Source organism: Flavobacteriales bacterium (assembly GCA_013001705.1).
Taxonomy (GTDB): Bacteria; Bacteroidota; Bacteroidia; order Flavobacteriales_D; family JABDKJ01; genus JABDLZ01.
This window is the reverse complement of sequence record JABDLZ010000115.1, coordinates 1-25,097: the sequence shown is the minus strand read 5'-3', so window position 1 is coordinate 25,097 and position 25,097 is coordinate 1. Positions and strand designations below refer to the sequence as shown.

The following is a 25,097-nucleotide window of genomic DNA, read 5'->3' as shown; positions in this document are numbered from 1 at the left end:
ATATACGGGATGTCCAATTCTTCTTCTTCCATCACGACCACCACTTTAGGGATCTTGAAGGTCTCTGAGCGGGTGCCCACATCGATATCGGCCCAGTCCACATCAAAGGCGGGCAATTGACCTTCTTCTAGGTCTGCGTCAACATCCACGTCAACGTCTGGAAGTCTGGTCTCTCGGGTCTGATCTACATCACAGCTCGCAAAGGCGAAAATTGCCAGTGAGACTGCTGCTAGGTGTTTGATTCTCTTGTTCATGATACTAGTTCGTTATTTTTAATTAGTTCAGCTTCTACCACATTCTGTCTTGCGGTCGATTTGGTATAAGAGAATCCTGTACCATAGTTGGATATCCGGATTACTATCAATAGGAAAAGGTCAACAGAAAATCAAAACTTCAGAACACATATATCTGATATTCTGATACTTACATTGTTTTTAAATGAAAACCACGGAAATGCGATTGCTCCGGAATCCCATTTTTATCATCCTCTGGTCAGCAGTTGATCTGTATACAATTTTCCACACTTATGGGGAATACCGTACTGTAAACCCTCACTATGAAGGCAGAATACTCTGATAAGCGATTTACTCCCGCCATGTCAGTCAAGGTGAATCTTAGGTAACCTACGTGACGATCCCATCCTTCTCCTCTATTTACCTTACTCACCTATTTATTGAATCGCATATACCCAACACATGCAGAACCAACACCAGATACTGATCATCGGAGGAGGCACGGCCGGAATCATGGTCGCCTCACAATTGCTAAAAAAACGTAAGGACTTGGACGTGGCCATCATAGAGCCGGCAGACACCCATTACTATCAACCCGCTTGGACGCTCGTAGGCGCAGGTACCTATGACTACGAAGACACCGCCCGTTCGATGTCGAGCATCATTCCCAAGGGTGCTATATGGTATAAAGAGTACGCAGAGCGCTTCGACCCGGAGAACAACAAGGTCTTCACTAAAGAAGGAACAGAACTTTCTTATGAATTCTTGGTAGTAGCTCCCGGACTGGTCATGGCTCCAGAATTGATCGAGGGACTACCTGAAGCTTTGGACAAAGGAGTAGTGTGCTCCAACTATACCGACCCCGAGCATACCTGGGATGTCATCAAGAATTTCAAAGGTGGAAATGCCTTGTTCACGCAACCCACCACTCCTATCAAGTGCGGAGGAGCGCCACAGAAGATCGCCTATATGGCTGCCGATCATTTCAGAAAAAGAGGAATCTTGGACAAGACCCAAGTGGTCTATGCCACTCCAGGGACGGTGATATTCGGTATCAAACCTGTTGCAGATACTTTGAATGAGGTCCTAGATCGATATGATATGCATTTCAAACCCTACTATGCACCGGTACATATCGATGGGAAGAATCGGGAGGTCACCTTCGAATACAAGGCTCCGGAAGAGAAGGCTATTGGGATAAAAGAAGGAAACACACTCGGAGAGGTAGAACTCCCAGATGGCAGAAGAAAGATGAAGTTCGATATGCTCCATCTAGCACCTCCACAGCAGGCTCCCAAATTCATCAGAGAATCAAACTTGGTCAATGAATCAGGTTGGCTGGCCGTGCATAAGGGGAACTTGCAGCATGATACCTACAAGAACATATTCGGCATAGGTGACGCTGCAGGTCTACCTACCGCTAAGACCGGAGCCGCCATACGCAAGCAAGCACCCATCGTAGTAGAGAACCTGCTCAGACTATCTGATCACAAGACCCTTTGGGAAAAGGAATACAATGGATATAGTTCCTGTCCGATAGTCACGGGATATGGCAAGATGGTATTGGCCGAATTCGACTATGACGGCAATTTCACTCCAGACCCGAAGCTCAAGCAGATGCTCATCTTCGACTCGGCCAAAGAGCACTGGAGACTTTGGATGCTCAAGAAATATATTCTCCCGAAGCTCTATTGGGACAAGATGATGAAAGGAGTAGACGTTTGATGGATCAGATGAACACCTAGGTTTGTCCACTTCAAAGAATCAGAGCATAGATATGCCGCTTTTCTCCAAAGGTCACTGGACCTATCCCATTATTCATCAGCGTTGTCCGGCCTGTCATGAAGGAGATTTCTTCGTACACCGACATGGCTATCGCACCAAAGAGATCGGAAAGATACATGACAAATGCCCCAAATGCGGACAGCGATATAGCCCAGAACCCGGCTTCTACTTCGGAGCCGCTTATGTGAGTTATGCGCTCAATGTGGCACTGATGGTGAGTGTGGCCGTGGCATTGAATGTATTGATGGAAGAGGATCCCGAACCGCATCACTACCTGATAGGCATCATCGGACTCACCCTGCTATTGTTACCCGGCATCTTTCGTCTGTCACGTATCATCTGGGCCACCATGTTCATTCCCTATGGTGGCGAGAAAAAGCAGTTCTAAGCAGACCGGTATCATCAATGACAGCAACTCGGAGTTTCCGCTCCGGGCAGCACATCTGGGCTGATGAAGGGAATTCCCAGAGCCATGCCCCTGAGTACGAATAGCACTCCGAAGAAGACCAGCATATAAGGCACCCAGCGGTTGAAATCGATTTTGAAGCGGCCGAGTATCTGCGCTCCGAAAAGATTCATGGCAAGCAGTGCTGGAGTAGTTCCCAGGCCGAAAAGGATCATGTATCCGCCCCCTTGCCATGCTGAACCAGAAGCGATGGCCCCGACCAGAGCGAAGTATACGAATCCACATGGCAGCAGCCCATTGAGCAGACCGATAGAGAACAAGGAGCGATAGGAACTTCGCTGGAACTGCTTGCCCAATGCAGCTTTCAATCGTCCGAGTCCCAATGTCCAAGAACCTAAGAGGGGTTTCTTCAGTACATAGTTCACCATGACATATAGGATCAGGAGAAGTCCTGCTCCCAGCGAGACCCAACGCTGGAGCCCTACCACGATGAATGCTTGACCAATAGCTCCAAACAAAAGCCCCATGAGCGCATAGGTGATAGAACGACCCAGGTTATAAGTCAGGGCTCCAGATACCTTTTTCCATGTGTTGGAGCGATCGAGCGGCAAGGCCAGAGCAATCGGACCACACATGCCTATGCAGTGCAGGCTTCCCAGAAATCCCAGTATGAGACCGGCCCAGATCATCGCTTGATATGGATGTCTTTTTCAATAGCGATAGGTCCATCTGGACCCGATGCCTCAATGAGGATATCATAAACTCCTTGAGTGAATTCTTCACCGGAGAATCGGGCAATTCCCGCATTGAAGTCCAAGGTGAAGCTGCGATCCAATCGGCTGTCATTGGGCCGTGTGAAGGTGACCTTCCCTCCGTCCAGTATCTGAGCAGTGGCATCCTCTGTACGCATGACCATCTGGTCTTGTTCCCAAGTCAATGCCAGACCCTCTGCATACGCATCGCCCAGACCGAATGCATCGATCCGGTCCTGATACTCGATCTCCTGTTTATAATAGTCTTCCGCCTGAAGTTCAGCAGTCGATCGGGTGGTCATGTAGACCAGTCCGAGGATGAATAGCACGAATACAGTCAAAAAGATGGCAATTCCATTTCCCCAATTCATAATCTCGGTCCTAAGAAGTTCGTTTCAATTTCTTTGATGAGTTCCCCATCCCCATATACCCCGATAGTGATGGGCATATTCCTCAGATCCACTTGATCTTTTTCCATCAGGATCATGATCTTCTGGGTGACGCTCCCTTGCTTCTCGAGCATGGGTTCGGCACCGATCAGTCTGATCTCCCCCTCTCCTTCCAGTAGCTCCAGTCCCAATTCCATATCCCGATTTGTCTTATTGACCACGTAGAGGTCATACAGATTACCGTACTCGCCACTGGGCATCTCTTGGAAGGTGGTCCCACGTGTGCGGAGTAGCTTGGCCTCGAAATCGCTTCGAGTGACCAAGAGGGTCACCAATACCCCGATCAATAGGACCAGTACAGCTGAATATGCCTTGACCCGGGCCGTCCAACCGAATGGGACCTTGTTCTTGATACCTTCTTCACTATCATACCGGATGAGCTCTGTGGGCAATCCCACGCTCTCCATCATGAAATCACAGGCATCCATGCACGCGGTACAGTTGACGCACTCCAGTTGGGTCCCGTTGCGTATGTCGATCCCCGTAGGACATACATCCACACACTGATGGCAATCGATGCAGTCGCCCTTCCCGAGAGCATCCCGGTCCTCGTTCTTCCTGAATCGGGCCCTTCCCTCCTCTTTCTCACCACGCACATAGTCATAAGCCACTACCATGGATCGTCTGTCCAGTAGCACTCCTTGCAATCGGCCATAGGGACATACCGCTATGCATACCTGCTCGCGCATCTGAGAAAAGACCAGGTAGAATACCGTAGTGAAGACAACGATAGCGGCCAGGCCTCCTAAGTGGTTCATGGGATTGTCCAGAATGATCTCCCACAGTGCCTCTGAGCCGATGATGTACGCGAGAAAGGTGTTGGCTATCAGGAAGGAAATGAACCAGAAAATAGTGTGTTTCAATAGCTTCTTCCGGATCTTCTCCGCATTCCAAGGTGCCGCATCGAGTCGTTTCTGATGCTTGTAGTCCCCTTCTATCCAATACTCTATCCTGCGGAAGACCATCTCCATGAAAATGGTCTGCGGGCATATCCACCCACAGAATAATCGACCGAAGACCACCGTGAATAGGATGATGAAGACCACGAAGGTGATCATCCCCAATGCAAAGAGGTAGAAATCCTGGGGCCAGAATACCTGACCGAAGAGAACGAACTTGCGCTCAAGGATATTGATCATCAAGAGCGGCTCACCTCCTATTCGGATGTAGGGTCCTAGGAATAGAAAAGCCAAAAGGAAGTAGCTCAGCAACTTCCTTTTGTCATAGTACCATCCACTGGGTTTCTTGGGATAGATCCATACCCGTTTGCCCTTCTCATCTACTGTGGCAATGCTGTCACGGTATGATTCCTGATCCTCTACCATCTCGGATTACTCGTGATATCATTCAGTTCTCTGCCACCTCAGTGCTATCTGAAGCTGCAGACATTTCTTCCTCCATCAAGATGAATTCGAAGAATTCTCCTTGAGCCTCTTTGGGAATTGCAGGGGTAGTACCGTGCAGCGTGCGTATGTACGATGACACATGCTGGATCTCGATAGGCGTGAGCTTCTCTTTCCAGGAAGTCATACCATTCTTCGCTCCGTACTTGATCGTGGAGAAGACCGTCTTGATATCAGGCCCGTAGATCCAATAATCATCGGTCATGTTGGGTCCTACAGCACCCCCGCCATCTTCCAAGTGACACTGGGCACAATTGGCGTTGAAGATCTTCTTCCCATTGGCCAAGGAAGCCTCATCCATCAGCTGGATGACGGTATTCTCATCGACATTGAGAGCTAGAGATACGAGATAGGCCTGGACCTCCGCCTCTGCTTGGGCCACGTCCTTCTCATATTCCTCGACCTGCAGATCCCCAATACCCAATACATGGAAATTGATCATGTAGATGACACCGATGACGATGGTGAGATAGAAACCCCATTTCCACCATGGAGGCAGGTTGTTGTCCAACTCCTGAATTCCGTCATACTCATGATCCATGAGAATCGTGTGCTCCTCTTCTATGGGGACTGCATCAGTCAGTATCTGTCCCACCTTGGAGATGAGTTCCTCTTCTTCAACACTCACTTCTTCTGGTGCCGGAGCGATGATCTCCAGCATATCCTTGATGGTCTTTTTGAGAAAGAAGATGATCCCGACCAGCACGATATTGATGACCACCATGGCCAGTACCTCTTCCATTCCGATATCGAACCAAGGCGCAGAGGCTGTTTCAGTCGATTGCGCACTCGATCCGGTACCTAGACCCATTGCCAACAACAGCATGATGGCCTTTAGAACCTTACCATCTTTGACTTCTTTCAATCTCTCGATGAAGAAATCACTGCGTACAAGATTGCGTAGACTCTTCGCGCTGGCAATGATCCCGACCAGACTGACACAGGCCGTGAATACCAGCAACCAGAAAAGGGTTTGATAGTCTCCACTCATGATACATCGGTTTTTGAAGTGATACGATCGTCCAGGGGCTGCTCTTCCATCATATGGATGAATCCTTTATCCATGCGCATCGTGTAGATGATCAACAGAGTGAAGAACAGGAAGAAGATGAGCAAGGAGATGATCGGGTATATCTCGATATTCTCCATGGATGTCATGTGATGTTTGATGAATTTGAGCATGGTCCTAAGGTGTTGGTGTTTCTATCAGACCGCTGATGATACCATCTGGGTCTTCAGGTTCATGTATGTCCGATCCCAATCGCTGGAGATAGGCGATCAGTGAGATGATCTCCTTCTTGCTGAGTGCTTCGATCACATCAGGGCCAGCATCTGGACTGAGGTCATTGGCAATGCTCTGAGCGATACGTAGCGATTGCTTCTCTAGATCCTGCATAGCCTGATCCTCATACCCTTCTCGATAAGGCACACCCAATTTCCGCATCACTGTGATCTTATCTACCGTGTAATCGGTATCCAGATCATCTTCAAGCAAGAAGGGATACGGAGGCATGATGCTTCCAGGTGAAAGATCCGTAGGGGCTTCCATATGCACATAATGCCAGGAATCCGATTTGGCCTGCTTGTTCCCCACACCTTCTCGATGCAGGTCCGGGCCCGTACGCTTAGAGCCCCATAGGAAGGGGTGATCATAGACGAACTCTCCGGCCTTGGAATATTCTCCATATCGTGCCGTCTCAAATCGCAGAGGCCGCACCATCTGCGAGTGACAGTTGTTACACCCTTCTCTGATGTATATATCCCTTCCCTCTAATTCGAGCGGTGTATAGGGCTTGACCGCTGAGATGGTCGGCACATTGGATTTGACGATCATGGTCGGGATGATCTCTACGAGACCACCGACCAAGATCACTATGAGACTGAGGACCAGCATCATCATCGGCTTACGCTCGATGATCTTATGCCAGTACTCCTTTCCACCTCCATGCGTAGCATGGGACAGAGCCGCCAAGGGTGGCGCTTCTGCCTTTTCATTGGAGATCAGCTTGCCTTTAGCTGCTGTTCTCAATAAGTTGTAAGTCATCATGATGGCACCGATGATGTAGAGCGTACCTCCGATCACACGCATCAGATACATGAACTTGAGCGAGGTCACTGTCTCTAGGAATTCTCCATGGACCAAGGTTCCTTCTGGAGTGAATTTCTGCCACATGAGCCCTTGAACGAATCCGGCCATATAGATAGGTACGACATATACCAGAATACCCAGAGTGGCCAGCCAGAAATGCTGATTGGCCATACGATCCGAATGCAACTTGACATTGTAGATCTTGGGGAACAACCAGTAGAGCATGCCGAAGGTCAGCATACCGTTCCATCCCAATCCGCCCACATGCACGTGCGCAATGGTCCAGTCTGTGAAGTGGGACAGGACATTGACCGATTTCAATGAGAGCATGGGCCCTTCGAAGGTGGCCATACCGTAAGCCGTGATCGCCACCACCATGAATTTGAGGACAACACTGTCACGGACCCGGTCCCATGCCCCCCGCAGGGTCAAAAGGCCATTGAGCATACCACCCCACGATGGAGCGATCAGCATGATAGAGAATACCACTCCGAGTGATTGGGCCCAATCAGGCAGTGCCGTGTACAGCAAGTGGTGTGGACCGGCCCAGATGTAGAGGAAGATCAGCGCCCAGAAGTGAATGATCGACAGACGGTAGGAATAGACCGGACGATTGGCCGCTTTGGGCACGAAGTAGTACATCAAACCGAGATAGGGTGTAGTAAGGAAGAAGGCCACCGCATTGTGACCATACCACCACTGTACGAGTGCATCCTGCACACCGGCATACCATGAGTAACTCTTCATGAAGTGCAAGGGCAGTTCGAAGGAGTTGACTATGTGGAGCACCGCTACTGTGACGAAAGTGGCGATGTAGAACCAGATGGCCACATAGAGGTGCTTGACCCTGCGCTTGATGATGGTCCCCATCATATTCACACCGAATGCCACCCAGATGAGTGCTATGGCGATATCGATAGGCCACTCCAGTTCTGCGTACTCCTTGGATGTGGTGATTCCCAGTGGAAGGGTGATAGCAGCAGCTACGATGATGGCCTGCCAGCCCCAAAAGTTGATATTACTCAAGGCCTTGCTGTACATGGGTGCCTTCAACAGCCGCTGCAAGGAATAGTAGACCCCAGCAAAGATCCCATTGCCTACAAATGCAAAGATCACCGCATTGGTGTGCAGTGGTCTGATCCGCCCGAAGTTGAGCCATGAGGCCACATTCAATTCTGGCCACACCAATTCCGATGCAGCTATCAGTCCGACCAGCATGCCTACGAGCCCCCAGATGATGGTGGCCAAGGCAAACTTGCGGACTATGTTATTGTCATATTCGAATTGCTCGAGTTCCATACGAGTGGTTTATGAAGTGTGTTGATTATCTGGAGGAGTAGTATCATCATGCAGCAAGCGGATCGAGTCGCCATATTCATCCTCGTACTGATCCGTACGGATAGCCCAGATGAAAGCCACTAAAAAGAAAATGGCCACACATAGGCTGAATCCGATCAAAAGGAATATTATCTCCATACCATGGTTCTGACGAGGCAAAGAGACTTAATCGGCCAAGGGTGCTGAATGAGTTGGGTCAAGCGCATTACTGACATATATCAGGCAATCTCAAGCTCTGTGTAATTCTCCGTGCACAGAGCGAGTAGCGAAGCCTTTCCGGTGTAGATTCTGCTGCTCTACTTGGTGCATTGGAAAGCGGGTCCTCTTGAAAGACCATTGCGTGCCTAAAGTGGCGAAGAGCACGATCGTGACCGAACTCAGAGGCATCAAGATGGCTGCTATGAGTGGCGTGAGCAATCCCTGTACAGCGATACCGATCCCTATCAGATTATAGCAGATGGAGAACAACATGCTCCACCGTACTACGCGATAAGACCGCTTTACGGCTTGGAAGAAAGCGCACAGATCGGCCAATCGGGCAGACTGGAGGATGACATCGCAGCTGGGTACAAAGAGGTCCACATCATCCGCGATAGCCACACCTACATCACTGGCCTTGAGCGCACCTGCATCGTTGAGTCCATCACCTATCATCATCACTCGCTGAACCTTGCTCTGCAGGTCCTCGATGATCCTCATCTTATCCTCAGGTGACATATTGAAATACATCTCCTCAGCACGGAATATCCCCTTGAATAAGGATGACTCCCCTTCATTGTCCCCTGAGAGTAGCATGACCTTATGGGATGTTTTCAATTGAGCGAGAAGTTCAGTGACTCCGCTTCTCAGGCTGCGTTGGAATACGAAACTCCCCAGTATGACCCCGTTCTTGGAGACAGAACTATGTGAGAGATCTTCTGCCCCATGAATACGGGCATTGCCGAGGTAGGCATCTGACCCGAGTTTGTAGATGCTATCTTGAATCTCGGCCTCGACACCTTGCCCAGCATACTCTTTGAAGTTCTTGACTTCTCTCTTGGGACCATCCCAAAGAGCGGCAATAGCCCGGCTATGTGGATGTCCCGATTGGGCGGCCAGACTGGCTATGGCCTGAAGATCATCGGGGGACAAGTCCTCTCCTTGGAAGTGTATCTCAGTTCCACTGGTGAGAGTCAATGTACCGGTCTTGTCAAAGACCACTACATCGATGCCATCCATCGATTCCAAGACCTGTGTATTCCGGCTGAAGAAGCCCTTCTCAGCAAGCAGTCTACGCGCATTACCCAAGGCATAGGGCACACTGAGTGCAAGTGCACAAGGACAGGCCACGATCAATACAGAACTCACGGCATCCATGAGTACCGAAACGTCCTTGAAGTACCAGAAGACTCCTGTAAGTAGTGCAATCCCAAGAACTGCGAGTGTGAAATGCCCACTGGCATTGTCGAGGATCCGGCTCAAGCTATTCTGCTCCTTGGCGAATGCCGGTTGATTCCAGAGGTCGGTCAGATAGCTCTGGGAGACCTTGCGCTTGACTTCCAGGGTATGGGCCGGTCCCAGATTCCTCCCTCCCGCATAGACCAGTCCCCCTTCTTGGATGGTCACGGCACGAGATTCTCCTGTGACAAAGCTGTAATCGAGCTGCATGGCCGGATCGGTCAGGATACAATCGGCAGGGATGACTCCTTGATGTAAGACCTTGATACGGTCACCCATCTCCAGATCCATGACCGGGGTGTGACGCTCATCACCCGCCTTGATCCGGATCACCGACAAGGGAAAATAGGAACTGAAGTCCTTATCGAATGAGAGTCGGTCATATACTCTGGACTGATACCATCTCCCTATGAGCAGGAAGAACACCAGGCCGGCCATACTGTCCAAATACCCGGGACCTAATCCGGTGAGGATCTCATAGGTGGATCGGAGAAATATCACCGAGATACCGATGGCTATAGGCACATCGATCACCAACCTGCGCTGCCGCAGAGACTTCCAAGAAGAACGGAAATAATCCACTGCTCCATAGAAGATCACGGGGAGTGATAGGAAGAGGATCAAGAAGGAGAAAATACGTTGATGCCGTTCGAAAAGACCGATTCCGCTCGAGACGTATTCCGGAAAACTGAGGAGCATGATGTTGCCGAAAAGGAATCCTGTGACCCCTATCTTGATGATCAAGTCCTTGTTGCCCGCACCCTTGCTGGAATCTGAGGGAGAAGAAAGGGAGATGTGGGGTGGATAGCCTATACGATGGAGGATATCGGCCAATTCTCTTAGCGTGAGTTCATCTTTCTTATAGGTGATAAGGGCTGTCTTCTTAGCGAAATCCACCTTCACGGCCAGGATGGACTCCTCCAGCCTGTAGAGGTTCTCAAGCAGCCATAGGCATGAACTACAATGGATACTCGGCAGGTATAAGCGCACCTTGGCCTGATGATCATCCTGGAAGAGCAACAATTTCTCTGCGATCGAGGGCTCATCCAGATAGGCATAGCGCTCAGCAGGAATGTCTACCACCTTGACCCCGGGTCGTTCACCTGTGCCATAGAATTGCTCCAGTCCGCCTTCCTTCAGTATGGAATAGACCGTCCGGCAACCATTGCAACAGAACAAATGGTCATCCATCGGATATAGACTGTTGGGGCAGGTATCCCCACAATGATAACATGGCGTGCTCTGTGACGCTGACATAGATGTTCTGAGATCAGCAACAAAAATCCCGGGAAGCTCACATATGAAAACTGATAATTATCAGAATGGAGACTGATCTATCGACCGAGTCTCACAGCTTGAAGGCCTCGATGACATCGGTACTCAGCAAGAGACCACCTCTTCTTCTCTGCAGGGCCATGTCACCAGCCGACCCGTGATAGTACACTCCTGCTAGAGCAGCCTTCTCAGGACTGAGTCCTTGCGTGAGAAGCCCCAAGATGAATCCGGTGAGCACATCGCCCATACCTCCGGTGGCCATATAGGGGTTCCCAGTGGAATTGAAGTACAGACGTCCATCAGGTAGGGCCACACTGCTGTGAGCTCCCTTGCGGATGATGATGATGTCCTGCTTCTGTGCGATCTCCTTTTGCTTTTCCAGCGCCTCGAAGGAGTCTTTACTCTCACCGAATAGTCTGGCGAATTCCTTGGGATGTGGAGTGATGATACTGCCTGCCGGAATCCGCTCTTGCCAACCTTCACGCGCCAGGATGTTGAGTGCATCCGCATCCAGTATCAGACCTTGAGGCGCTCGTTCCAGCAAGGCGTCCAGCATACCAATGGTGTCCTTAGCCTGTCCCAGACCCGGCCCTACAGCCATGGCGGTATATGCATCGATATCCGGTAAGCGCGAGATATGATCGATCTGTTTATCCGGGGAGAACATCGCCTCGGGGAGGGTAGCCTGTAGGATGGTCATCGACTCTGCGGGCGCATGTACCGTCAACAGTCCACATCCTGCCCGCATGGCGGCTCTAGCACTCAACTGAGCGGCACCATACATACCTCTACTTCCGGCCATCAGGAGTCCATGACCGTAATGGCCTTTATGTGAGAACTTCTGGCGTTCTTCTATTTCCACATCGGATGCTTGCAGGTAGTACCAGTCACAAGGCTCTTGCTCATGGTATTCCGGATCGAGATGTATATCCACCACTTCGAAATCCTTCATGTAGCGATTCGATTCGGGAACGAGAAAGCTGCGTTTTGGAATCTGGAAGGTCAAGACATGTTCTGCCTCTACCACCAGATGATCGGAATTGACCTGCTCACTGAATGCGCCACTGGGAATATCGATACTGAATACCCGGCTGTCTGCCGCATTGATGCGTTTCACCGTTTCGGCAAACACGCCTTCCAAGGGCCGGGTCAGGCCCGAACCGAACAGCCCATCGATGATGAGATCATAGGTGGATAATGTCTCCACAGAGGGAATGTCCACCTTGCTCTTTATTGTGGACTCCAGTGTCGTACGCTCCAGATTGGACCGGCAGTCCTCGCTCAATCCGGTGCCTTCTGGAGACACCAAATAGGTATGCACCTGCTCGAATCCACGCTCGACCAATAGGCGGCTCAAAGCCAATGCATCTCCCCCATTATTACCGGGTCCGGCAAATAAGGCGACACAGCAGCGATTGCTGACCAGTGTGAGGATTTTAGGGATGAGGGCATTCACCGCGCGCTCCATGAGCTGTATGGACGGGATGCCTTTAGCTATGGTCGCCTGATCCCAGCGCTTGATCTGTTCTGCAGTAAAAAGTTTCATGATGTATCACGAATGAGTCGGTGTGGTCATCGAAAGATACATATTAGATGCAGCATTCCCACCCGACATCATTCACTTCCGATCATCGGTATAGAGCATGTACTCTATGCCAGAAAGCTCAATGAAAGAAGAAATGATCGAGTGAATACAGGTCCAGTTCATGGGACATGATCATGAGAAAGACCAATAGGACCATACGTGGAAAGACGTGTTTCAAATCCCAAAGGGCCTGCATGTAGGAAAAGCTCAAGATGACCATGATCAGGTTCAAGGCCAAGATGATATAGACTTCAGGAAGAAAGAGCCCCAGGATCAAGAAGACCCCGCCCACCAATTCGATATAGGAAGACACATATGCCGAGAATCGAATAAATCCAGGGGGTACCTGATCCTTCTTCATACCGGATAGGATGGTAGAAGTGAATTCCTTCAAGCCAACCGTGAAGATCTTGTCAATAGCCTGGAACAGGAACAGTATCCCCAGGCTCACTCTCACGAATAGCAATGCATATGCAGTAGTTGTAAGGTCCATGTCAGAACAAAGTTCATGCTCTGAACGGACTCGGATATGACATTTGTCAGGAATGCATTTGACTTGATACCTGTCCTGTCACCGAGCAAGTATCCAGTTTTGTGAAGAGTCCTAAGTTGTAGGATAAATCGTATATTCTCAGAGTCCTTGCAGGCATGGATCGATCTTAATAGCACGTCATGAAAAAGATTCTTTTTCCCACTGATTTCTCGCTGAATTCACTGCATGCAATCCGGTACGGAATCCGATTGTTCGAAGGTCAGGATGTGAAATTCTATCTCTTCAATTCCTATGTGGATCCCAGTGTAGGCGCTAGCATGACCTATGTCTTTGAAGAACAGATGAAGAGCATCTCCATGACCATGATGCGCAAGGTATATGAAGAGCTTCAAGATGAATTCGGACATGAGGGATTACAGTTGGAATTGATCAATCGCTATGGCGATCTGCCCTATGCTCTGAATCCAGTATTGGAAGATGAAGGGATCGACCTAGTGATCATGGGAAGCAGTGGAGCGAGTGGTGCCAACATCTCCATTTTTGGAAGCAATGCCTATGCGACCATGAAGGATGCTCCCTGTCCCGTGTTGACCGTTCCCCTTCAAGCTCCGCTCAAAGCACCTGAGCGCATCGGACTGGCGAGCGAAGAGGAGATGGGCGGAGATGAGGCCATACTGGAGCCCCTGTACGATCTGGCCCGGGTACATGACTCTTGGGTCATGGGGATACATGTCTCCAAGAAGAATAGAGTGACAGATGGAGCCCCATCCGATAGTGCCTCAGGTACAGACAGCCTACCCTATATCGACCTCAAAGTGGATGATCCACTGCAAGGGATCGAGTTGGCCATCGGTCGGTATCAGATCGATATGCTTTCCATCATCCTCCCGAAGCGTAGCCTCATGGAACGTATATTCCATAAAAGCGTCAGCAAGCAGATCGCAAAACAGATCGCCATTCCTATACTTGCCCTGCATGCCTGAAAGGAGTGCTCCCTTCTCTTCTCAGAGATACTCACCGATGCAATGAATCACAATGGCCCCGACCAATAAAATGACTACCGCGCTCCACGATTCGGAGCAACGTCTCAAGTCCATCATCGACACGGCTGTTGACGGGATCATCACCATCGACACCCAGGGGGTCATCCAATCCATCAATCGATCGGCACTGGAACTTTTCCAGTACACTGAAGACGAACTTCTGGGTCAGAAGATCAATACACTGATGCCCGATCCGCATAAGACTGCACACGATACCTATATGGGCAACTATCACCGCACCGGGGTGAAGAAGATCATCGGTATCGGTCGACAGGTGGATGGCCAGAAAAAGGATGGCACCCTCTTCCCGTTCAGATTGAGTATCAGTGAGGTCCATCTCGATTCAGGTAAACTGTATACGGGCATCGTACATGATCTATCAGAGCAGGTCAAGGCTCAAGAAGAACTTACCCGTCTCAATGAATCCCTGGAGCAGAAGATCCAAGAACGTACCTCGCAGCTGAGCCAGGCCATCGATGACCTCAAAGATGTCAATGACAATCTGAATGCTGAGATCGCCAAGAGGAAGAAGACAGAAGAGGAGATCAAGGCCCTACTGGAGAAAGAGATCGAATTGGGCGCATTGAAGTCCCGTTTCGTTTCGATGGCCTCGCACGAATTCCGTACACCGCTGAGTGGGATACTGAGCAGCGCATCGCTCATCAGCAAATACACCCGCACAGAAGATGAGGACAAACGAGCCAAGCATATTGAACGCATCACCAACTCGGTGCACAACCTGACCAATATCCTCAACGATTTCCTCTCACTGGACAAACTCCAATCGGGCAAGGTCTCCATCCATCCATCGGAATTCAGCTTATCCGATCTCTGTCAGGAGGTCATGGATAGCACACAAGGTATGCTGACGGAGGAAAGACGATTCGACTACGCACATTCCGGCTCCGACACGATGAATGTCGATCGGAACATCCTCAAGAATATCCTGCTCAATCTGGTATCCAATGCCATCAAGTACTCTCGGGCCGATACGGTGATACAGATTCGTTCCCAGATCAAAGGTGCCTATCTGGAGATCAGCGTCACTGATGAAGGCATAGGCATACCCGAAGCGGATAAGAAACACATGTATGAACGGTTCTTCCGAGCACAGAACGCCACCAATATCAAGGGTACCGGTCTTGGGCTGAATATCGTCAAACGCTATCTGGAACTGTTGGATGGCGAGATAGCCTTTAAGAGTAAAGAAGGGCAGGGCACTACATTCACCATCAAGGCACCTATACAAAGCAAAGGGATAGAATGAAGAAGAAGATACTCATCATCGAGGACGATGAAGTTCTCAGAGAGAATACCGCAGAGATTCTCGAATTGGCCAATTACGAGGTGGTCACCGCCTCAGACGGAAAACTGGGGGTGGAAGCAGCCAGAACGCATCATCCCGATGTGATCGTCTGTGATATCATGATGCCTGAATTGGACGGTTATGGAGTGATCTATCTGCTCAGCAAGGACCCGGCTACCTCAGGAATCCCTTTCATATTCCTCTCTGCCAAATCAGAGAAGAGCGACATACGCAGGGGAATGGCCCTAGGAGCCGATGACTACCTCACCAAACCCTTTGAAGAGATGGACCTACTGGCCGCCATCGAAGGTCGACTCAAGCGCAGTGAGGTTCTCAAACAGGAGTATGCCTATACCCGGGAGGGCTTGGATCGATTCATAGATAATGTACACCAGATCTCATCGCTTAGGGGATTGTATGAAGATCGCTCACCACGCACCTATAAGAAGAAAGAACCCGTCTACCATCAAGGGGATATACCACACTACCTCTTCTTTGTCAATAAGGGCAAAGTGAAGACCTACCAGATACACGATGATGGCAAGGAGTATATCAATGAACTGTACCACGAGGGAGAATTCTTCGGATATCTACCAATCATGGAATCCCGCCCCTATCCGGATTTTGCTGAGACCATGGAGGAATCAGAGATCTGCAGGATTCCCAAAGATGACTTCAATGCCTTGCTCAAAAAGGACCGCGATGTAGGTAACGCATTCATCAAACTACTGACCAAGAACCTATATGACAAAGAGAAGAAACTCCTGAGCCTGGCCTATGATACAGTGCGCAAGCGCACGGCCAATGCATTGCTGGAGTTGATGGAACGCTTCGGTCATGGAGAGCCTGAATTCAGCATGGATATATCGCGTACCGACCTCGCAAGTATGGTCGGGACCGCATCTGAATCGGTCATTCGTACCTTGAGTGACTTCAAAGAAGAAGAACTCATCAAGGTGCAAGGAAAGACCATCCATATCTTGGATCAGAAAGGGCTGGAGAAGATCTGGTAGCACGGACTGACCAAAATCAGTCGTTCAGGCTTCACCCATCAGGCTTCTCCCCTCCTCTGACGATTATCATTGCCTCTGAATCAGACCCACCATGAAACCGACAGAAGAACTCATGAACCGTTTCTACCAGCACCTGGGAGACCTGTTCTACGCTATCGCAAAATCTGACAAAGTGGTCAGAAAAGAGGAAGAGCGCGTACTGAAAGAACTGATCACTAAAGACTGGTTGGATCTGGAAGACAGCGAAGATGTATTCCACACCGATGCGGCACACCTCATCGAGTTTGCATTCGATGCCCTGAATGAACGCCAGGCTGATGCCGAGGATCGCTTCATGGAATTCAAGCTCTTCAAGCAATCGCATGAGCACCTATTCACCTCCAAGGTCAATGACCTCATCATGCGTACGGCCAATGCCATTGCAAGCTCCTTTTCGGGGACCAATAAAAGCGAATTGGACATGCTCCTTCGTCTAGAACTCATGCTCAAAATAGAAACCCACTGATATGCTCGACAAGAACGAACTCAAAGCACACATGCTCGACATGCAGGACGAGATCATCACCGACCTGAAAGCCGAGATAGATTCATACCATCAAGGCAAAGACCTCGATGAAGAGGATACCATGGATCCCGAGGATTTCTCACATCAAGCAGAAGCCGGGACCATAGAGCTAACACTCAAGGAACAACTGAGAAAAGCAGAGGCAGATAAGGGAGTTCTTGAGAAGCTGACGACCGAAGAGCGCACAGATATCAGACCCGGTACCCTCATAGAACTAGAAGACCGGTATATGTACATCTCCATTGCCACTTTGCCCTTCGAATTCAACGGAAAACAGGTCATCACCTTGACCATGGACGCTCCCATCTATCCCTTGATCAAGAATAAGAATGTAGGCGATAGCATACGACTTGGCAAAGAGTCACACGAGATCAAAGCGCTGCACTGAACCTTTCCCTTGACTGATACTTGTCAGTCATAGGTGTGAGTAGACTCATTTCCACATTCTCACCATTGTCGCAAATTTGGCTAAGTTCAAGGTGAACCCCCTGATACACTTAAATTATGCATACCATACTCATACCCCTTGACTTCTCTGATGTTTCCATGAACGCAGCCCGGTATGCCGTGCAGTTCTTCCGAAACCAGCCCACTGAATTCATCTGCTTGAATGTATTGGACTACCGGAAACCAGCTGGAGGACTCAGCAGTATGCAATCCAAAATGGAAGAAGGGATCCGCAGGGATCTGGACAAAGCATACCAAAAGATCGTATCCGAGAGCAATTTCCCTGGACACAGCTTCAATAAAGTACTCATCCATGACCAGAGCGTAGATGGCATCACACTCTATGCTGAAAAGGTGGCAGCCAAAGCCATCTTCATGGGAACTACAGGGGCGAGCGGATTGAAAGAAGTACTCATGGGCAGTGTGGCCTCAGGTGTGATACGCAGGGCCAAGTGCCCGGTGGTGACCATTCCAGAATTGGCCACGTATGACAAGATCGAGACCATCGGACTGGCCACTGATTTCAAACCGGTCAAGGATTTCGAATCCTACCGTTTCCTGATGAACACGCTGGATCATTGCAAGGCCGACCTAGTGGTGGTCAATGTGGATGGTAAGAAAAAGCCCGTGGATATGGAACAGACCATGGCAGGTATGTCTCTGGAGAAATTCTTGGAATCCGTGCCTCATCGCTATGAGTTCCTTCAAAGTGATGACCTGGTCAATGCGCTTCTGGATTTCATGGAGAAAGAGAACGTGGATATGATCGCCATGCTCCACCACACCTACAAATTGCTGGATATGCTATTCAAGCGCTCATCCGTAGAGAAAGTAGCCATGCAGACCAAGATACCCCTGATCTCATTGCCCGAATTGTAAACCGAACGTATCATCCGCATACCGCCTCATGACAAATACGCAAGACTTACAGGATAAGATGGAGGACCAACTCCATGAGACCTCGATCTGGACCAGCGATGTGGATTTCTGGATCGATGAGATGAATGCCTATCAGCGCATCTTGGACCGTATTGTGCCGCGTCTTCAGCGTCCAGAAAAACTCAAGTCGCTCGATCATCTCCAGAATATCGTTCTGTACTATAAGAATGAGATCCTGCTGGATCTGAAGAGCAAACTATTCCACCATCATGGGGATCTGAAAGGAACGTACAACGGGGATATCGCTTCGCATTTCACCCAGATCAATGAAATGCACGTCCAACTGTCAGAACAGATGGTGGATATCGAAAAGCGTTTAAGGAGTTACAAGCAGGAATTCCTGGACCTCCAATCCTTGGTCAAGGACCTTGAATCAACGGCTATCCAGCATATAGACCACATCATCCTCCCAACTGATTTCTCGCCAAATGCCGAACGCGCAGTGGACTACGCCCTTTCCATTCTCGGAAATGCGGTAGACCGGATCACGCTTTTCTATGTGCATAGTGACATCGAGTTGGAGAACGATGGATTCGACTCACCGGACAGAGAGGCCTTTCAGAGTGCTAAAGCGCTCATCCATACCGAAATCGAACGCATAGAGAAGGGATTCCCCGACCTCCTACCCAAGATCAGGACAGAAGTACGGTATGGTGAATTCGGAACGCGATTGGCTGAGATGCTGGACTCTGTAGCTGTAGATATGATCGTAATGGGAACACGTGGAGCAGGTGGCTCGAGTGCCCTATTCGGAAGTATCACCTCCAAGACCATCCAAGCGGTGCATACCCCTGTGCTGGTCATTCCCGAGGAAACGCCTCTCCTACCGCCTAAGCGCATCATGTTCGCGGCAGACCTGGAGACCAGCAGCCGACCGGCTGGGATGGACCTTCTGCGCAGCTTGGCCGAACAGTATGATGCCGAAATGAGAGTAGTACACGTGGACAAAGAGCAGAGTTCCATCGATTCGATCCATGAACGATTTTCTGCCACGGAGTCACTTGAGTCATTGGGATTGGTCGATCAGGAGGTACATTATATGCTCGCAGATAAGGTACTCTCAGGTATCAATGACTATGTGAAAGAGTACATGGTGGATATGGTGTGCACGATCACGCATCACCAGGGATTCCTTTCCAAATTGTTCAGACCCAGTACGACCGAACGTATGGTCCTGCATTCACATATCCCTATACTCGTACTTCACGAATCCGAAATGTGAGTCATGGTCGATAAAGAGAAAGTCAAGGATTTCTTCTACTTCCGTTCCGTGTATGAGTTCCTGCTCGACAAGCACTATCGGAATCTGCTCCTAACGAGTTCATTTATTATCGCCACTGGCACAGTGGTCTATCATTATTTGGAGGAATGGTCCTGGGTGGACTCCTTGTACTTCTCAGTAGTCACCCTCACGACCATCGGCTATGGAGACTTTGCTCCGCAGACGGATATGGGAAAGCTCTTCACGATCATCTATATCATCCTGGGTCTGGGAATGATCCTCGGTTTCATCAATGCTGTGTATGAGCATTACCGCAACCGCTCAGAGCGGAGGAACGGCAATAGCTATCACAATGAGAATCCGATCCAGCGATTCGATCCCTGACAGATGATCAGGAGTAGTAGTCGCGAACACCGGCTTTGAACTGATTCTCGCTCATGGAGTCTGCATTGCGCAATTCCACTTTCACATCCCGCATACCGTGGATGTCCTTGATGAACTGAAGCAGACCGAGTTTAGCCTCTGCGGGACCTTCTATGAGCACTTGCTCGCAGTCCTTGATATTCTCTGAGATATCGGTGTAGAATTCCTTGAATTGCTGCTTCTTACGATGCAGGATCTTATTCTCTGGACTAGCGACTTGTGGATTGAAGGCCTTGGCCCCACCATAACCCCCACCGGGATTAGTGTCTTCCACTGCTGATTCCAACTCCATGAATTCCTCTGATTCATTCTCAAGAGAATATATCCATGCTTTCTTGCTGTCTATCCAAACTCCGGATCGTTTCATATCTATCTGTTTTATCACACTGATAAACCAAGTGATTCGTAGGGATTTCTGCCATGTGTTCTGTCAGGGACAGGACTGACTTCCGTCAATCTTTGCTTGCTCATGCCTAGGTCGATTATCTTAGTGCCATGCGCTTCATCATCATGCTCTGTCTGCTCAGTCTTCCCGCGGGTCTACTCGCTCAGGTCCTAGAGGTGGAGCTACTCGATGGCACCAGCGCGAATACTGTTCCCCATCCTACCGAGGCCTTCATCTTCCACATGATCAGTAGCAATGCGAGTGAAGGGACCATACTAGTGGATATTGCCAAGTCCAACGAAGAGATGCCCAGCGATTGGGATATATCCATCTGCACCAATGCGTGCCTACCACCTGAAGTCGATGAGGCTACGTACTACATTCCAGGTGAGGGAAGTACAGAGGTATCCATCTATTTCTTTGCTCGCAGCACAGGTGAAGGAAGTGTGGAGGTCACGCTGACCAACCCATCAGACACGAGCGAGAGCTATGCCTACACCTTCACTTTGATGGCCGATGCAGCTCTCGGATGGTCTGAGCCGCAAAGTGCTGGATCGGAAATAAACTATAGTCTGTATGCCGGGGATCTAAATCTGGAAATACCTGAGAGAGGCCAGCTGAGCATCTATGACAGAATGGGGCGGATACAGTGGAGTGAAGAGCTGAATCCGGGTCTGCAGACCAGGTCTTTGGACCACCTATCCCGAGGGTTTTATCTCCTTGTATTTCAGTCTGATAAGAGAAAAACAGGGCAATGGATCCATATTCTTTCTCCCTGAGGTCCATTTCCACGTATAAATCCTTGGACGAAGAAGCTTATTTGTTGTAATATTGCAGCCCCAAAAACAAATTGGACATGGATCCGATCAAAGAAATAAACAAGGCCGTTTTCGAGAAGAAGGATTTCCCTGCTTTCAAGGCCGGAGACACCGTTACCGTACACTACAAGATACGTGAGGGTAACAAGGAGCGTATCCAGCAGTTCCAAGGAACCGTGCTGCAGCGCAGAGGAAGTGGTATCACCGAGACCTTCACCGTAAGGAAGATAACCAGTGGTACAGGCGTAGAGCGTATCTTCCCTATAGCCAGCCCATCTATCGAGAAGATAGAACGCAATAAGGAAGGTAAGGTCCGCAGAGCGCGTGTATTCTACCTGAGAGAGCGTATGGGTAAATCAGCCCGTATCAAGGAGCGCGTGCACTTCAAGAAGCAGGACTGATCCTGTTGAAGACATTCAAATGGAACCCCGTCCTTTCAAGGATGGGGTTTTTTGTTGGCCGGGAGAAGGCATCGACTTTACTTCTTTGCAAGGCACTTGACCTCAGTTAGAGGCTCTTGTCCTTCGAATCAAGAGCAATGAAAAAAGGCCACTCGATGAGTGGCCTTTCATAGTTTCGGTAGGATGATATGGTCAATCGTAGATCAAGACCCCATCGGCCAAGAAGGCAACTGAGACCTCTGGCTCTGTGATGGCATCGATCTCCTCTTTGGATTTACCCGCGTCCTCGGCATAGTGTTTCAATTCGTCCACCGGTGTGACAGACTTATAAGCGATGCCTTTGACCACGGTCTTCTTGCCGCTCTGTCCTTCTGTTGGCACGAAGAACCCGTAATCGGTGAACCTCACGCGCATCTCATCATCCATGCCTGCATCCAAGGTCATCCAGCAGCCTTTCTTGGCGCAGGTCTCCTGAATGGTCCCACTGAATGCGCATGCCACCGTATCGGTCTCTTCCAACTCGGTGAGCAACATATCGGCATCGATCACATCATCAGCGGTGATCACCGCACCATAGGAACGGACATCGGTCGCTTGGCCTTCTACCACATTCTCTTGGGCCTGTTGTCCTCCGCAGGCCAATATCATACTTGCTCCGAGAAGCATCAATCCTGTTCTGATCATAGTTGTTCTATTCTTGATTCGCTTTGATGCCAAAGTTGATGGAAATTGTGGAATCACGAGGTGACCTGGGTCATTATTTCGCTTCGATGATGAACTCGGTCCTCCGATTCTTGGCGCGTCCTTCTGCTGTGGCATTATCTGCAATGGGTCTGCTCGCTCCAAAACCCTTGAAACTCAGTGAAGACCCAGGTATGCCCAATTCTTGGAGATAGGTCATCACCTCGAAGGCCCTTTCTGTGCTGAGTGTAAGATTATCTGCATCTGAGCCTATGTTATCGGTATGACCGTGGATGGAGATATGCAGACTTGGATTACGGGCGAGGTAGTCTGCGAATTGATTCAAGACCAGTTTGGAGTTCTCATCGATATCGGCCGAGTTACTGCGATAGTATATATCGTTGATGGTGTACGGCTTGCCGACCTCCACCTTCTGCACGGTGAGATCCACCTCTGCAATGACACTCTGTTCTGCCACTTCTTCGGTGAATAGTTTGGCCTCGAAGGCATGGTCCTTCTTCTCGATGGTCATCACCACAGGTTCTTGCTCCACATTGATGATGGTGGCGTAGCTACCATCATCGGGGTCTATCTCCACGCGCTCTACTTTCTTACTGTCCAGATAATTGAGCTGTATGCGGGCATCCTCTACGATCTCACCGTCCTCATCCTTGACATCTCCGCGCACCAGTATCACCTGATCGGGTTGGGCCGCTTCAGGCATCTCGAATCGGAATACATCCAAGCCTTCTGCCCCCTGTATCTTATTGGAGGAATAGTAAGCCAATCTCCCATCTGTACTCACGATGAGACCGTGCTCATCCTCGGGTGTATTGATGGGAATGCCCATGTTCTTGGGTTCGGTCCATGTCCCATCATCTTGCAGACGGCTGTAGAAGATGTCATAGCCTCCCACTCCTGGAAGGCCATCCGAGGCGAAGTAGAGTGTACGGCTGTCACCGTGCATGAAGGGGGATTTCTCATTGCCCGGACCGTTGATCTGCTCACCGATACTCCGTGCCTTACCCCATCTGCCATCGCTCCCTCTCAAACTGTAATAGATATCTATGCTCTTGCCTCCTTCTGCATTCTCAGTAGAGCTCTCACGGGCCGTAGCGAAATAGAGGGTATTCCCATCTGCACTGAGTGAGGGCTGTGCTTCCCAACCGTCCTTTGTGTTGACACCGCCTCCCAGATTCTCCAGCTCGGTCCAGGTGTACTCCTGCTCCTCGGTACGCTCATTGAATTGTTTGGCGTAGCGCGTGACATAGATATCGCAATTCGGATATCCCGAGGGATCGGGCTTGCATACCGTGAGGTACATCTCCTTGTTGTTGACCGAGAGGCTGGCCCCTCCGTAATTATCGCCTAGATTGAAAGGAGCCGGCATGGCCTTGCCCCGACTGAAATCGCTTTCCAGCCCATCCCGCATGCTCTGTGTGAATTCTTCTACCTGCCTACCGTATAGATCTCCTTTGGCCTTTTTGGTGTACTTACGGGTGAAGTAGATGCGCTCATTGTCAGGAGAGAGCATGGGTAGATACTCATCAGAAGATGTACTGATACCGCTCACCCTCACCGGGTCGAAGGGAACGGGATTGCCGAATATCTCTGCATTGAACTGGACCTCAGAGATGATTCCTTCTACATCCGATCGCTTGCGCTCGTAATTCCTTGCCAGCTTGCTGGGGTCGTCCAAAGGGAAATCGATGAAGCGATCGAAGCTTTCCAGCGACTTGGACCAATCTTCTTGCGAGTAATAGATGACCCCTAGATAATAGTGGATGTCACTGTGATAGTCCGGGCATCGCTGAGACAAGGGTTCGAAATATTCTTGTGCTTGACGGTATGAGATATTGGAAGAAGTCTTTGCCCGTATGAAATAGAGCTCACCCAATCGAAAATCGGCTCGCGGACAATCCTCTTGAAGTTCCCTGGCATCTTCCAAGAATGCGATGCGTTTGCGTAGATCGTACTTCTTCTTATCCTCGGCTTGGGACAAGAGTTTATCGTATTTCTTATCGGCCTCACATTCGCACTGTGCAAAGGCGGAGGAGGAGAAGAGGATGAAAAGGAGAATGTAAAGAAATGTGCTTCTCATTCTAACAAGGCATCTGCTCGGGTTTGTGCACTGGTGACCAAGGCCTGTGCCTTGACGTCTGCTTCATCGATGATATTCTGGGCTTTGACATCCGTCTCTCTACGCAGCTTGTCTGCAGCCGCTCGTGCCGCCACTTTGGCGATCGGATTCTTGGCCTCATCTTCCAACCGTTGCGCTGCGCGATAGCCTTCAGTTCTCACCTTATCGGCTGCCCGTCCTGCTTCCGCTCGTAGGGCATCGGCCTGCTCTTGGGCCTGAGCTATGATGCGATCGGCCTGTTCACGGGCTTCAGCCTTCACATCTTCGACAGCTTCCTGCTTGATCTCTTCTACTTCCTGTTTGACCACTTCTTGGATCACATCCTTTACAGAGCCCCCCTCTTGACCGAGGATACGTGGACTGATCTTGGGGTCGGTCATGGGACCGGTGACATCGAATGCCATATCCAGATATTGTCCTACGGAAAAGTCCAGTCCCAGAGCATTGGCCTGGCCGACCAATCCGTTGA

The 25,097-nt window shown here is 49.9% G+C and carries 27 protein-coding genes; 12 read left to right on the top strand and 15 right to left on the bottom strand.

Annotated features, from left to right (window positions below; genetic code table 11):
• On the bottom strand, window positions 1-254 hold a 254-nt coding region (locus HKN79_04855), incomplete at its 3' end, for a hypothetical protein (GenBank protein NNC82887.1).
• Between the two features lie 441 nt (window positions 255-695).
• Here HKN79_04855 and HKN79_04850 point away from each other — a divergent pair.
• On the top strand, window positions 696-1,958 hold the full coding sequence (locus tag HKN79_04850; GenBank protein ID NNC82886.1) for an NAD(P)/FAD-dependent oxidoreductase: 1,263 nt from the start codon (window positions 696-698) through the stop codon (window positions 1,956-1,958).
• A gap of 52 nt (window positions 1,959-2,010) precedes the next feature.
• Window positions 2,011-2,406, top strand: coding sequence for a DUF983 domain-containing protein (locus HKN79_04845; protein NNC82885.1), 396 nt, complete (start codon window positions 2,011-2,013; stop codon window positions 2,404-2,406).
• A gap of 14 nt (window positions 2,407-2,420) precedes the next feature.
• Here HKN79_04845 and HKN79_04840 read toward each other — a convergent pair whose 3' ends face one another.
• The 10 genes from HKN79_04840 to HKN79_04795 all read right to left on the bottom strand — a co-directional run bounded on the left by HKN79_04840 (window position 2,421) and on the right by HKN79_04795 (window position 13,245).
• Window positions 2,421-3,113: a sulfite exporter TauE/SafE family protein gene (locus tag HKN79_04840; protein ID NNC82884.1), complete on the bottom strand. Its 693-nt coding sequence runs from the start codon at window positions 3,111-3,113 to the stop codon at window positions 2,421-2,423.
• On the bottom strand, window positions 3,110-3,547 hold the full coding sequence (locus tag HKN79_04835; protein NNC82883.1) for a hypothetical protein: 438 nt from the start codon (window positions 3,545-3,547) through the stop codon (window positions 3,110-3,112). Before HKN79_04835 ends, HKN79_04840 begins: the two co-directional genes overlap by 4 nt.
• A complete protein-coding gene (ccoG, locus tag HKN79_04830; GenBank protein NNC82882.1) occupies window positions 3,544-4,950 on the bottom strand; it encodes a cytochrome c oxidase accessory protein CcoG in 1,407 nt (468 codons plus the stop codon). The genes HKN79_04835 and ccoG overlap by 4 nt, the downstream gene beginning before the upstream one ends.
• A 22-nt stretch (window positions 4,951-4,972) precedes the next feature.
• Window positions 4,973-6,019: a c-type cytochrome gene (locus HKN79_04825; protein NNC82881.1), complete on the bottom strand. Its 1,047-nt coding sequence runs from the start codon at window positions 6,017-6,019 to the stop codon at window positions 4,973-4,975.
• A complete protein-coding gene (locus HKN79_04820; protein ID NNC82880.1) occupies window positions 6,016-6,210 on the bottom strand; it encodes a CcoQ/FixQ family Cbb3-type cytochrome c oxidase assembly chaperone in 195 nt (64 codons plus the stop codon). The genes HKN79_04825 and HKN79_04820 overlap by 4 nt, the downstream gene beginning before the upstream one ends.
• 4 nt (window positions 6,211-6,214) lie before the next feature.
• Window positions 6,215-8,416: a cytochrome-c oxidase, cbb3-type subunit I gene (gene ccoN / locus HKN79_04815; protein ID NNC82879.1), complete on the bottom strand. Its 2,202-nt coding sequence runs from the start codon at window positions 8,414-8,416 to the stop codon at window positions 6,215-6,217.
• Between the two features lie 9 nt (window positions 8,417-8,425).
• Window positions 8,426-8,593: a cbb3-type cytochrome oxidase assembly protein CcoS gene (ccoS, locus tag HKN79_04810; GenBank protein NNC82878.1), complete on the bottom strand. Its 168-nt coding sequence runs from the start codon at window positions 8,591-8,593 to the stop codon at window positions 8,426-8,428.
• Between the two features lie 90 nt (window positions 8,594-8,683).
• Complete coding sequence (locus HKN79_04805) at window positions 8,684-11,149, bottom strand: HAD-IC family P-type ATPase (GenBank protein NNC82877.1); 2,466 nt, start codon at window positions 11,147-11,149, stop codon at window positions 8,684-8,686.
• A gap of 91 nt (window positions 11,150-11,240) precedes the next feature.
• On the bottom strand, window positions 11,241-12,713 hold the full coding sequence (locus HKN79_04800; GenBank protein NNC82876.1) for an NAD(P)H-hydrate dehydratase: 1,473 nt from the start codon (window positions 12,711-12,713) through the stop codon (window positions 11,241-11,243).
• A 118-nt stretch (window positions 12,714-12,831) separates the two neighbouring features.
• Complete coding sequence (locus tag HKN79_04795) at window positions 12,832-13,245, bottom strand: DoxX family protein (protein ID NNC82875.1); 414 nt, start codon at window positions 13,243-13,245, stop codon at window positions 12,832-12,834.
• Window positions 13,246-13,424: 179 nt separating this feature from the next.
• On the opposite strand from HKN79_04795, the gene HKN79_04790 reads away from it, so the two are divergent.
• From HKN79_04790 to HKN79_04755, 8 genes are all read left to right on the top strand, one after another.
• The gene (locus HKN79_04790) at window positions 13,425-14,228 is read left to right on the top strand and encodes a universal stress protein (protein ID NNC82874.1); all 804 of its coding nucleotides are present in this window, start codon (window positions 13,425-13,427) and stop codon (window positions 14,226-14,228) included.
• A 70-nt stretch (window positions 14,229-14,298) separates the two neighbouring features.
• Window positions 14,299-15,555 (top strand): PAS domain-containing sensor histidine kinase, encoded by a 1,257-nt coding sequence (locus HKN79_04785; protein ID NNC82873.1) that lies wholly within the window; start codon window positions 14,299-14,301, stop codon window positions 15,553-15,555.
• Window positions 15,552-16,607 (top strand): response regulator, encoded by a 1,056-nt coding sequence (locus HKN79_04780; protein NNC82872.1) that lies wholly within the window; start codon window positions 15,552-15,554, stop codon window positions 16,605-16,607. The genes HKN79_04785 and HKN79_04780 overlap by 4 nt, the downstream gene beginning before the upstream one ends.
• A gap of 91 nt (window positions 16,608-16,698) precedes the next feature.
• Window positions 16,699-17,112 (top strand): hypothetical protein, encoded by a 414-nt coding sequence (locus HKN79_04775; protein ID NNC82871.1) that lies wholly within the window; start codon window positions 16,699-16,701, stop codon window positions 17,110-17,112.
• Between the two features lies 1 nt (window position 17,113).
• Window positions 17,114-17,560, top strand: a complete 447-nt coding sequence (locus HKN79_04770) for a hypothetical protein (GenBank protein ID NNC82870.1) — start codon at window positions 17,114-17,116, stop codon at window positions 17,558-17,560.
• Between the two features lie 116 nt (window positions 17,561-17,676).
• Complete coding sequence (locus tag HKN79_04765; GenBank protein NNC82869.1) at window positions 17,677-18,498, top strand: universal stress protein; 822 nt, start codon at window positions 17,677-17,679, stop codon at window positions 18,496-18,498.
• A 28-nt stretch (window positions 18,499-18,526) separates the two neighbouring features.
• The gene (locus HKN79_04760; protein NNC82868.1) at window positions 18,527-19,780 is read left to right on the top strand and encodes a universal stress protein; all 1,254 of its coding nucleotides are present in this window, start codon (window positions 18,527-18,529) and stop codon (window positions 19,778-19,780) included.
• Window positions 19,781-19,783: 3 nt separating this feature from the next.
• Complete coding sequence (locus HKN79_04755) at window positions 19,784-20,164, top strand: two pore domain potassium channel family protein (GenBank protein ID NNC82867.1); 381 nt, start codon at window positions 19,784-19,786, stop codon at window positions 20,162-20,164.
• 7 nt (window positions 20,165-20,171) lie between these two features.
• Here the strand turns inward: HKN79_04755 and HKN79_04750 are convergent, their stop codons facing one another.
• Entirely contained in the window at window positions 20,172-20,570 is a 399-nt protein-coding gene (locus tag HKN79_04750; GenBank protein ID NNC82866.1) for a hypothetical protein, read from the bottom strand.
• Window positions 20,571-20,698: 128 nt separating this feature from the next.
• Between HKN79_04750 and HKN79_04745 the strand changes: the two genes are divergently transcribed.
• Together HKN79_04745 and rplS are read left to right on the top strand one after the other, a co-directional pair.
• Window positions 20,699-21,367 carry a hypothetical protein gene (locus HKN79_04745; protein NNC82865.1) on the top strand — a complete coding sequence of 223 codons (669 nt, stop codon included), beginning with the start codon at window positions 20,699-20,701 and terminating at the stop codon, window positions 21,365-21,367.
• A 77-nt stretch (window positions 21,368-21,444) separates the two neighbouring features.
• Window positions 21,445-21,807 carry a 50S ribosomal protein L19 gene (gene rplS / locus HKN79_04740; GenBank protein NNC82864.1) on the top strand — a complete coding sequence of 121 codons (363 nt, stop codon included), beginning with the start codon at window positions 21,445-21,447 and terminating at the stop codon, window positions 21,805-21,807.
• A gap of 192 nt (window positions 21,808-21,999) precedes the next feature.
• Here rplS and HKN79_04735 read toward each other — a convergent pair whose 3' ends face one another.
• From HKN79_04735 to HKN79_04725, 3 genes are all read right to left on the bottom strand, one after another.
• Window positions 22,000-22,491, bottom strand: a complete 492-nt coding sequence (locus HKN79_04735) for a DUF4920 domain-containing protein (protein NNC82863.1) — start codon at window positions 22,489-22,491, stop codon at window positions 22,000-22,002.
• A 73-nt stretch (window positions 22,492-22,564) separates the two neighbouring features.
• Complete coding sequence (locus HKN79_04730; protein NNC82862.1) at window positions 22,565-24,589, bottom strand: OmpA family protein; 2,025 nt, start codon at window positions 24,587-24,589, stop codon at window positions 22,565-22,567.
• Window positions 24,586-25,097: hypothetical protein (locus tag HKN79_04725; GenBank protein NNC82861.1), on the bottom strand; the 512-nt coding region annotated here is incomplete at its 5' end. The genes HKN79_04725 and HKN79_04730, both read right to left, overlap by 4 nt.

Bases quoted from the DNA above. Each gene is read 5' to 3' on its own strand.
- HKN79_04735 (NNC82863.1), bottom strand. From the start codon at position 22,491: ATGATCAGAACAGGATTGATGCTTCTCGGAGCAAGTATGATATTGGCC.
- HKN79_04835 (NNC82883.1), bottom strand. From the start codon at position 3,547: ATGAATTGGGGAAATGGAATTGCCATCTTTTTGACTGTATTCGTGCTA.
- HKN79_04795 (NNC82875.1), bottom strand. From the start codon at position 13,245: ATGGACCTTACAACTACTGCATATGCATTGCTATTCGTGAGAGTGAGC.
- HKN79_04850 (NNC82886.1), top strand. From the start codon at position 696: ATGCAGAACCAACACCAGATACTGATCATCGGAGGAGGCACGGCCGGA.
- HKN79_04785 (NNC82873.1), top strand. From the start codon at position 14,299: ATGACTACCGCGCTCCACGATTCGGAGCAACGTCTCAAGTCCATCATC.
- ccoG (NNC82882.1), bottom strand. From the start codon at position 4,950: ATGGTAGAGGATCAGGAATCATACCGTGACAGCATTGCCACAGTAGAT.
- HKN79_04750 (NNC82866.1), bottom strand. From the start codon at position 20,570: ATGAAACGATCCGGAGTTTGGATAGACAGCAAGAAAGCATGGATATAT.
- HKN79_04755 (NNC82867.1), top strand. From the start codon at position 19,784: ATGGTCGATAAAGAGAAAGTCAAGGATTTCTTCTACTTCCGTTCCGTG.
- HKN79_04730 (NNC82862.1), bottom strand. From the start codon at position 24,589: ATGAGAAGCACATTTCTTTACATTCTCCTTTTCATCCTCTTCTCCTCC.
- HKN79_04775 (NNC82871.1), top strand. From the start codon at position 16,699: ATGAAACCGACAGAAGAACTCATGAACCGTTTCTACCAGCACCTGGGA.
- HKN79_04845 (NNC82885.1), top strand. From the start codon at position 2,011: ATGCCGCTTTTCTCCAAAGGTCACTGGACCTATCCCATTATTCATCAG.
- HKN79_04770 (NNC82870.1), top strand. From the start codon at position 17,114: ATGCTCGACAAGAACGAACTCAAAGCACACATGCTCGACATGCAGGAC.
- HKN79_04760 (NNC82868.1), top strand. From the start codon at position 18,527: ATGACAAATACGCAAGACTTACAGGATAAGATGGAGGACCAACTCCAT.
- ccoN (NNC82879.1), bottom strand. From the start codon at position 8,416: ATGGAACTCGAGCAATTCGAATATGACAATAACATAGTCCGCAAGTTT.
- HKN79_04790 (NNC82874.1), top strand. From the start codon at position 13,425: ATGAAAAAGATTCTTTTTCCCACTGATTTCTCGCTGAATTCACTGCAT.
- HKN79_04800 (NNC82876.1), bottom strand. From the start codon at position 12,713: ATGAAACTTTTTACTGCAGAACAGATCAAGCGCTGGGATCAGGCGACC.
- HKN79_04805 (NNC82877.1), bottom strand. From the start codon at position 11,149: ATGTCAGCGTCACAGAGCACGCCATGTTATCATTGTGGGGATACCTGC.
- HKN79_04825 (NNC82881.1), bottom strand. From the start codon at position 6,019: ATGAGTGGAGACTATCAAACCCTTTTCTGGTTGCTGGTATTCACGGCC.
- HKN79_04765 (NNC82869.1), top strand. From the start codon at position 17,677: ATGCATACCATACTCATACCCCTTGACTTCTCTGATGTTTCCATGAAC.
- rplS (NNC82864.1), top strand. From the start codon at position 21,445: ATGGATCCGATCAAAGAAATAAACAAGGCCGTTTTCGAGAAGAAGGAT.
- HKN79_04780 (NNC82872.1), top strand. From the start codon at position 15,552: ATGAAGAAGAAGATACTCATCATCGAGGACGATGAAGTTCTCAGAGAG.
- HKN79_04840 (NNC82884.1), bottom strand. From the start codon at position 3,113: ATGATCTGGGCCGGTCTCATACTGGGATTTCTGGGAAGCCTGCACTGC.
- HKN79_04745 (NNC82865.1), top strand. From the start codon at position 20,699: ATGCGCTTCATCATCATGCTCTGTCTGCTCAGTCTTCCCGCGGGTCTA.
- HKN79_04820 (NNC82880.1), bottom strand. From the start codon at position 6,210: ATGCTCAAATTCATCAAACATCACATGACATCCATGGAGAATATCGAG.
- ccoS (NNC82878.1), bottom strand. From the start codon at position 8,593: ATGGAGATAATATTCCTTTTGATCGGATTCAGCCTATGTGTGGCCATT.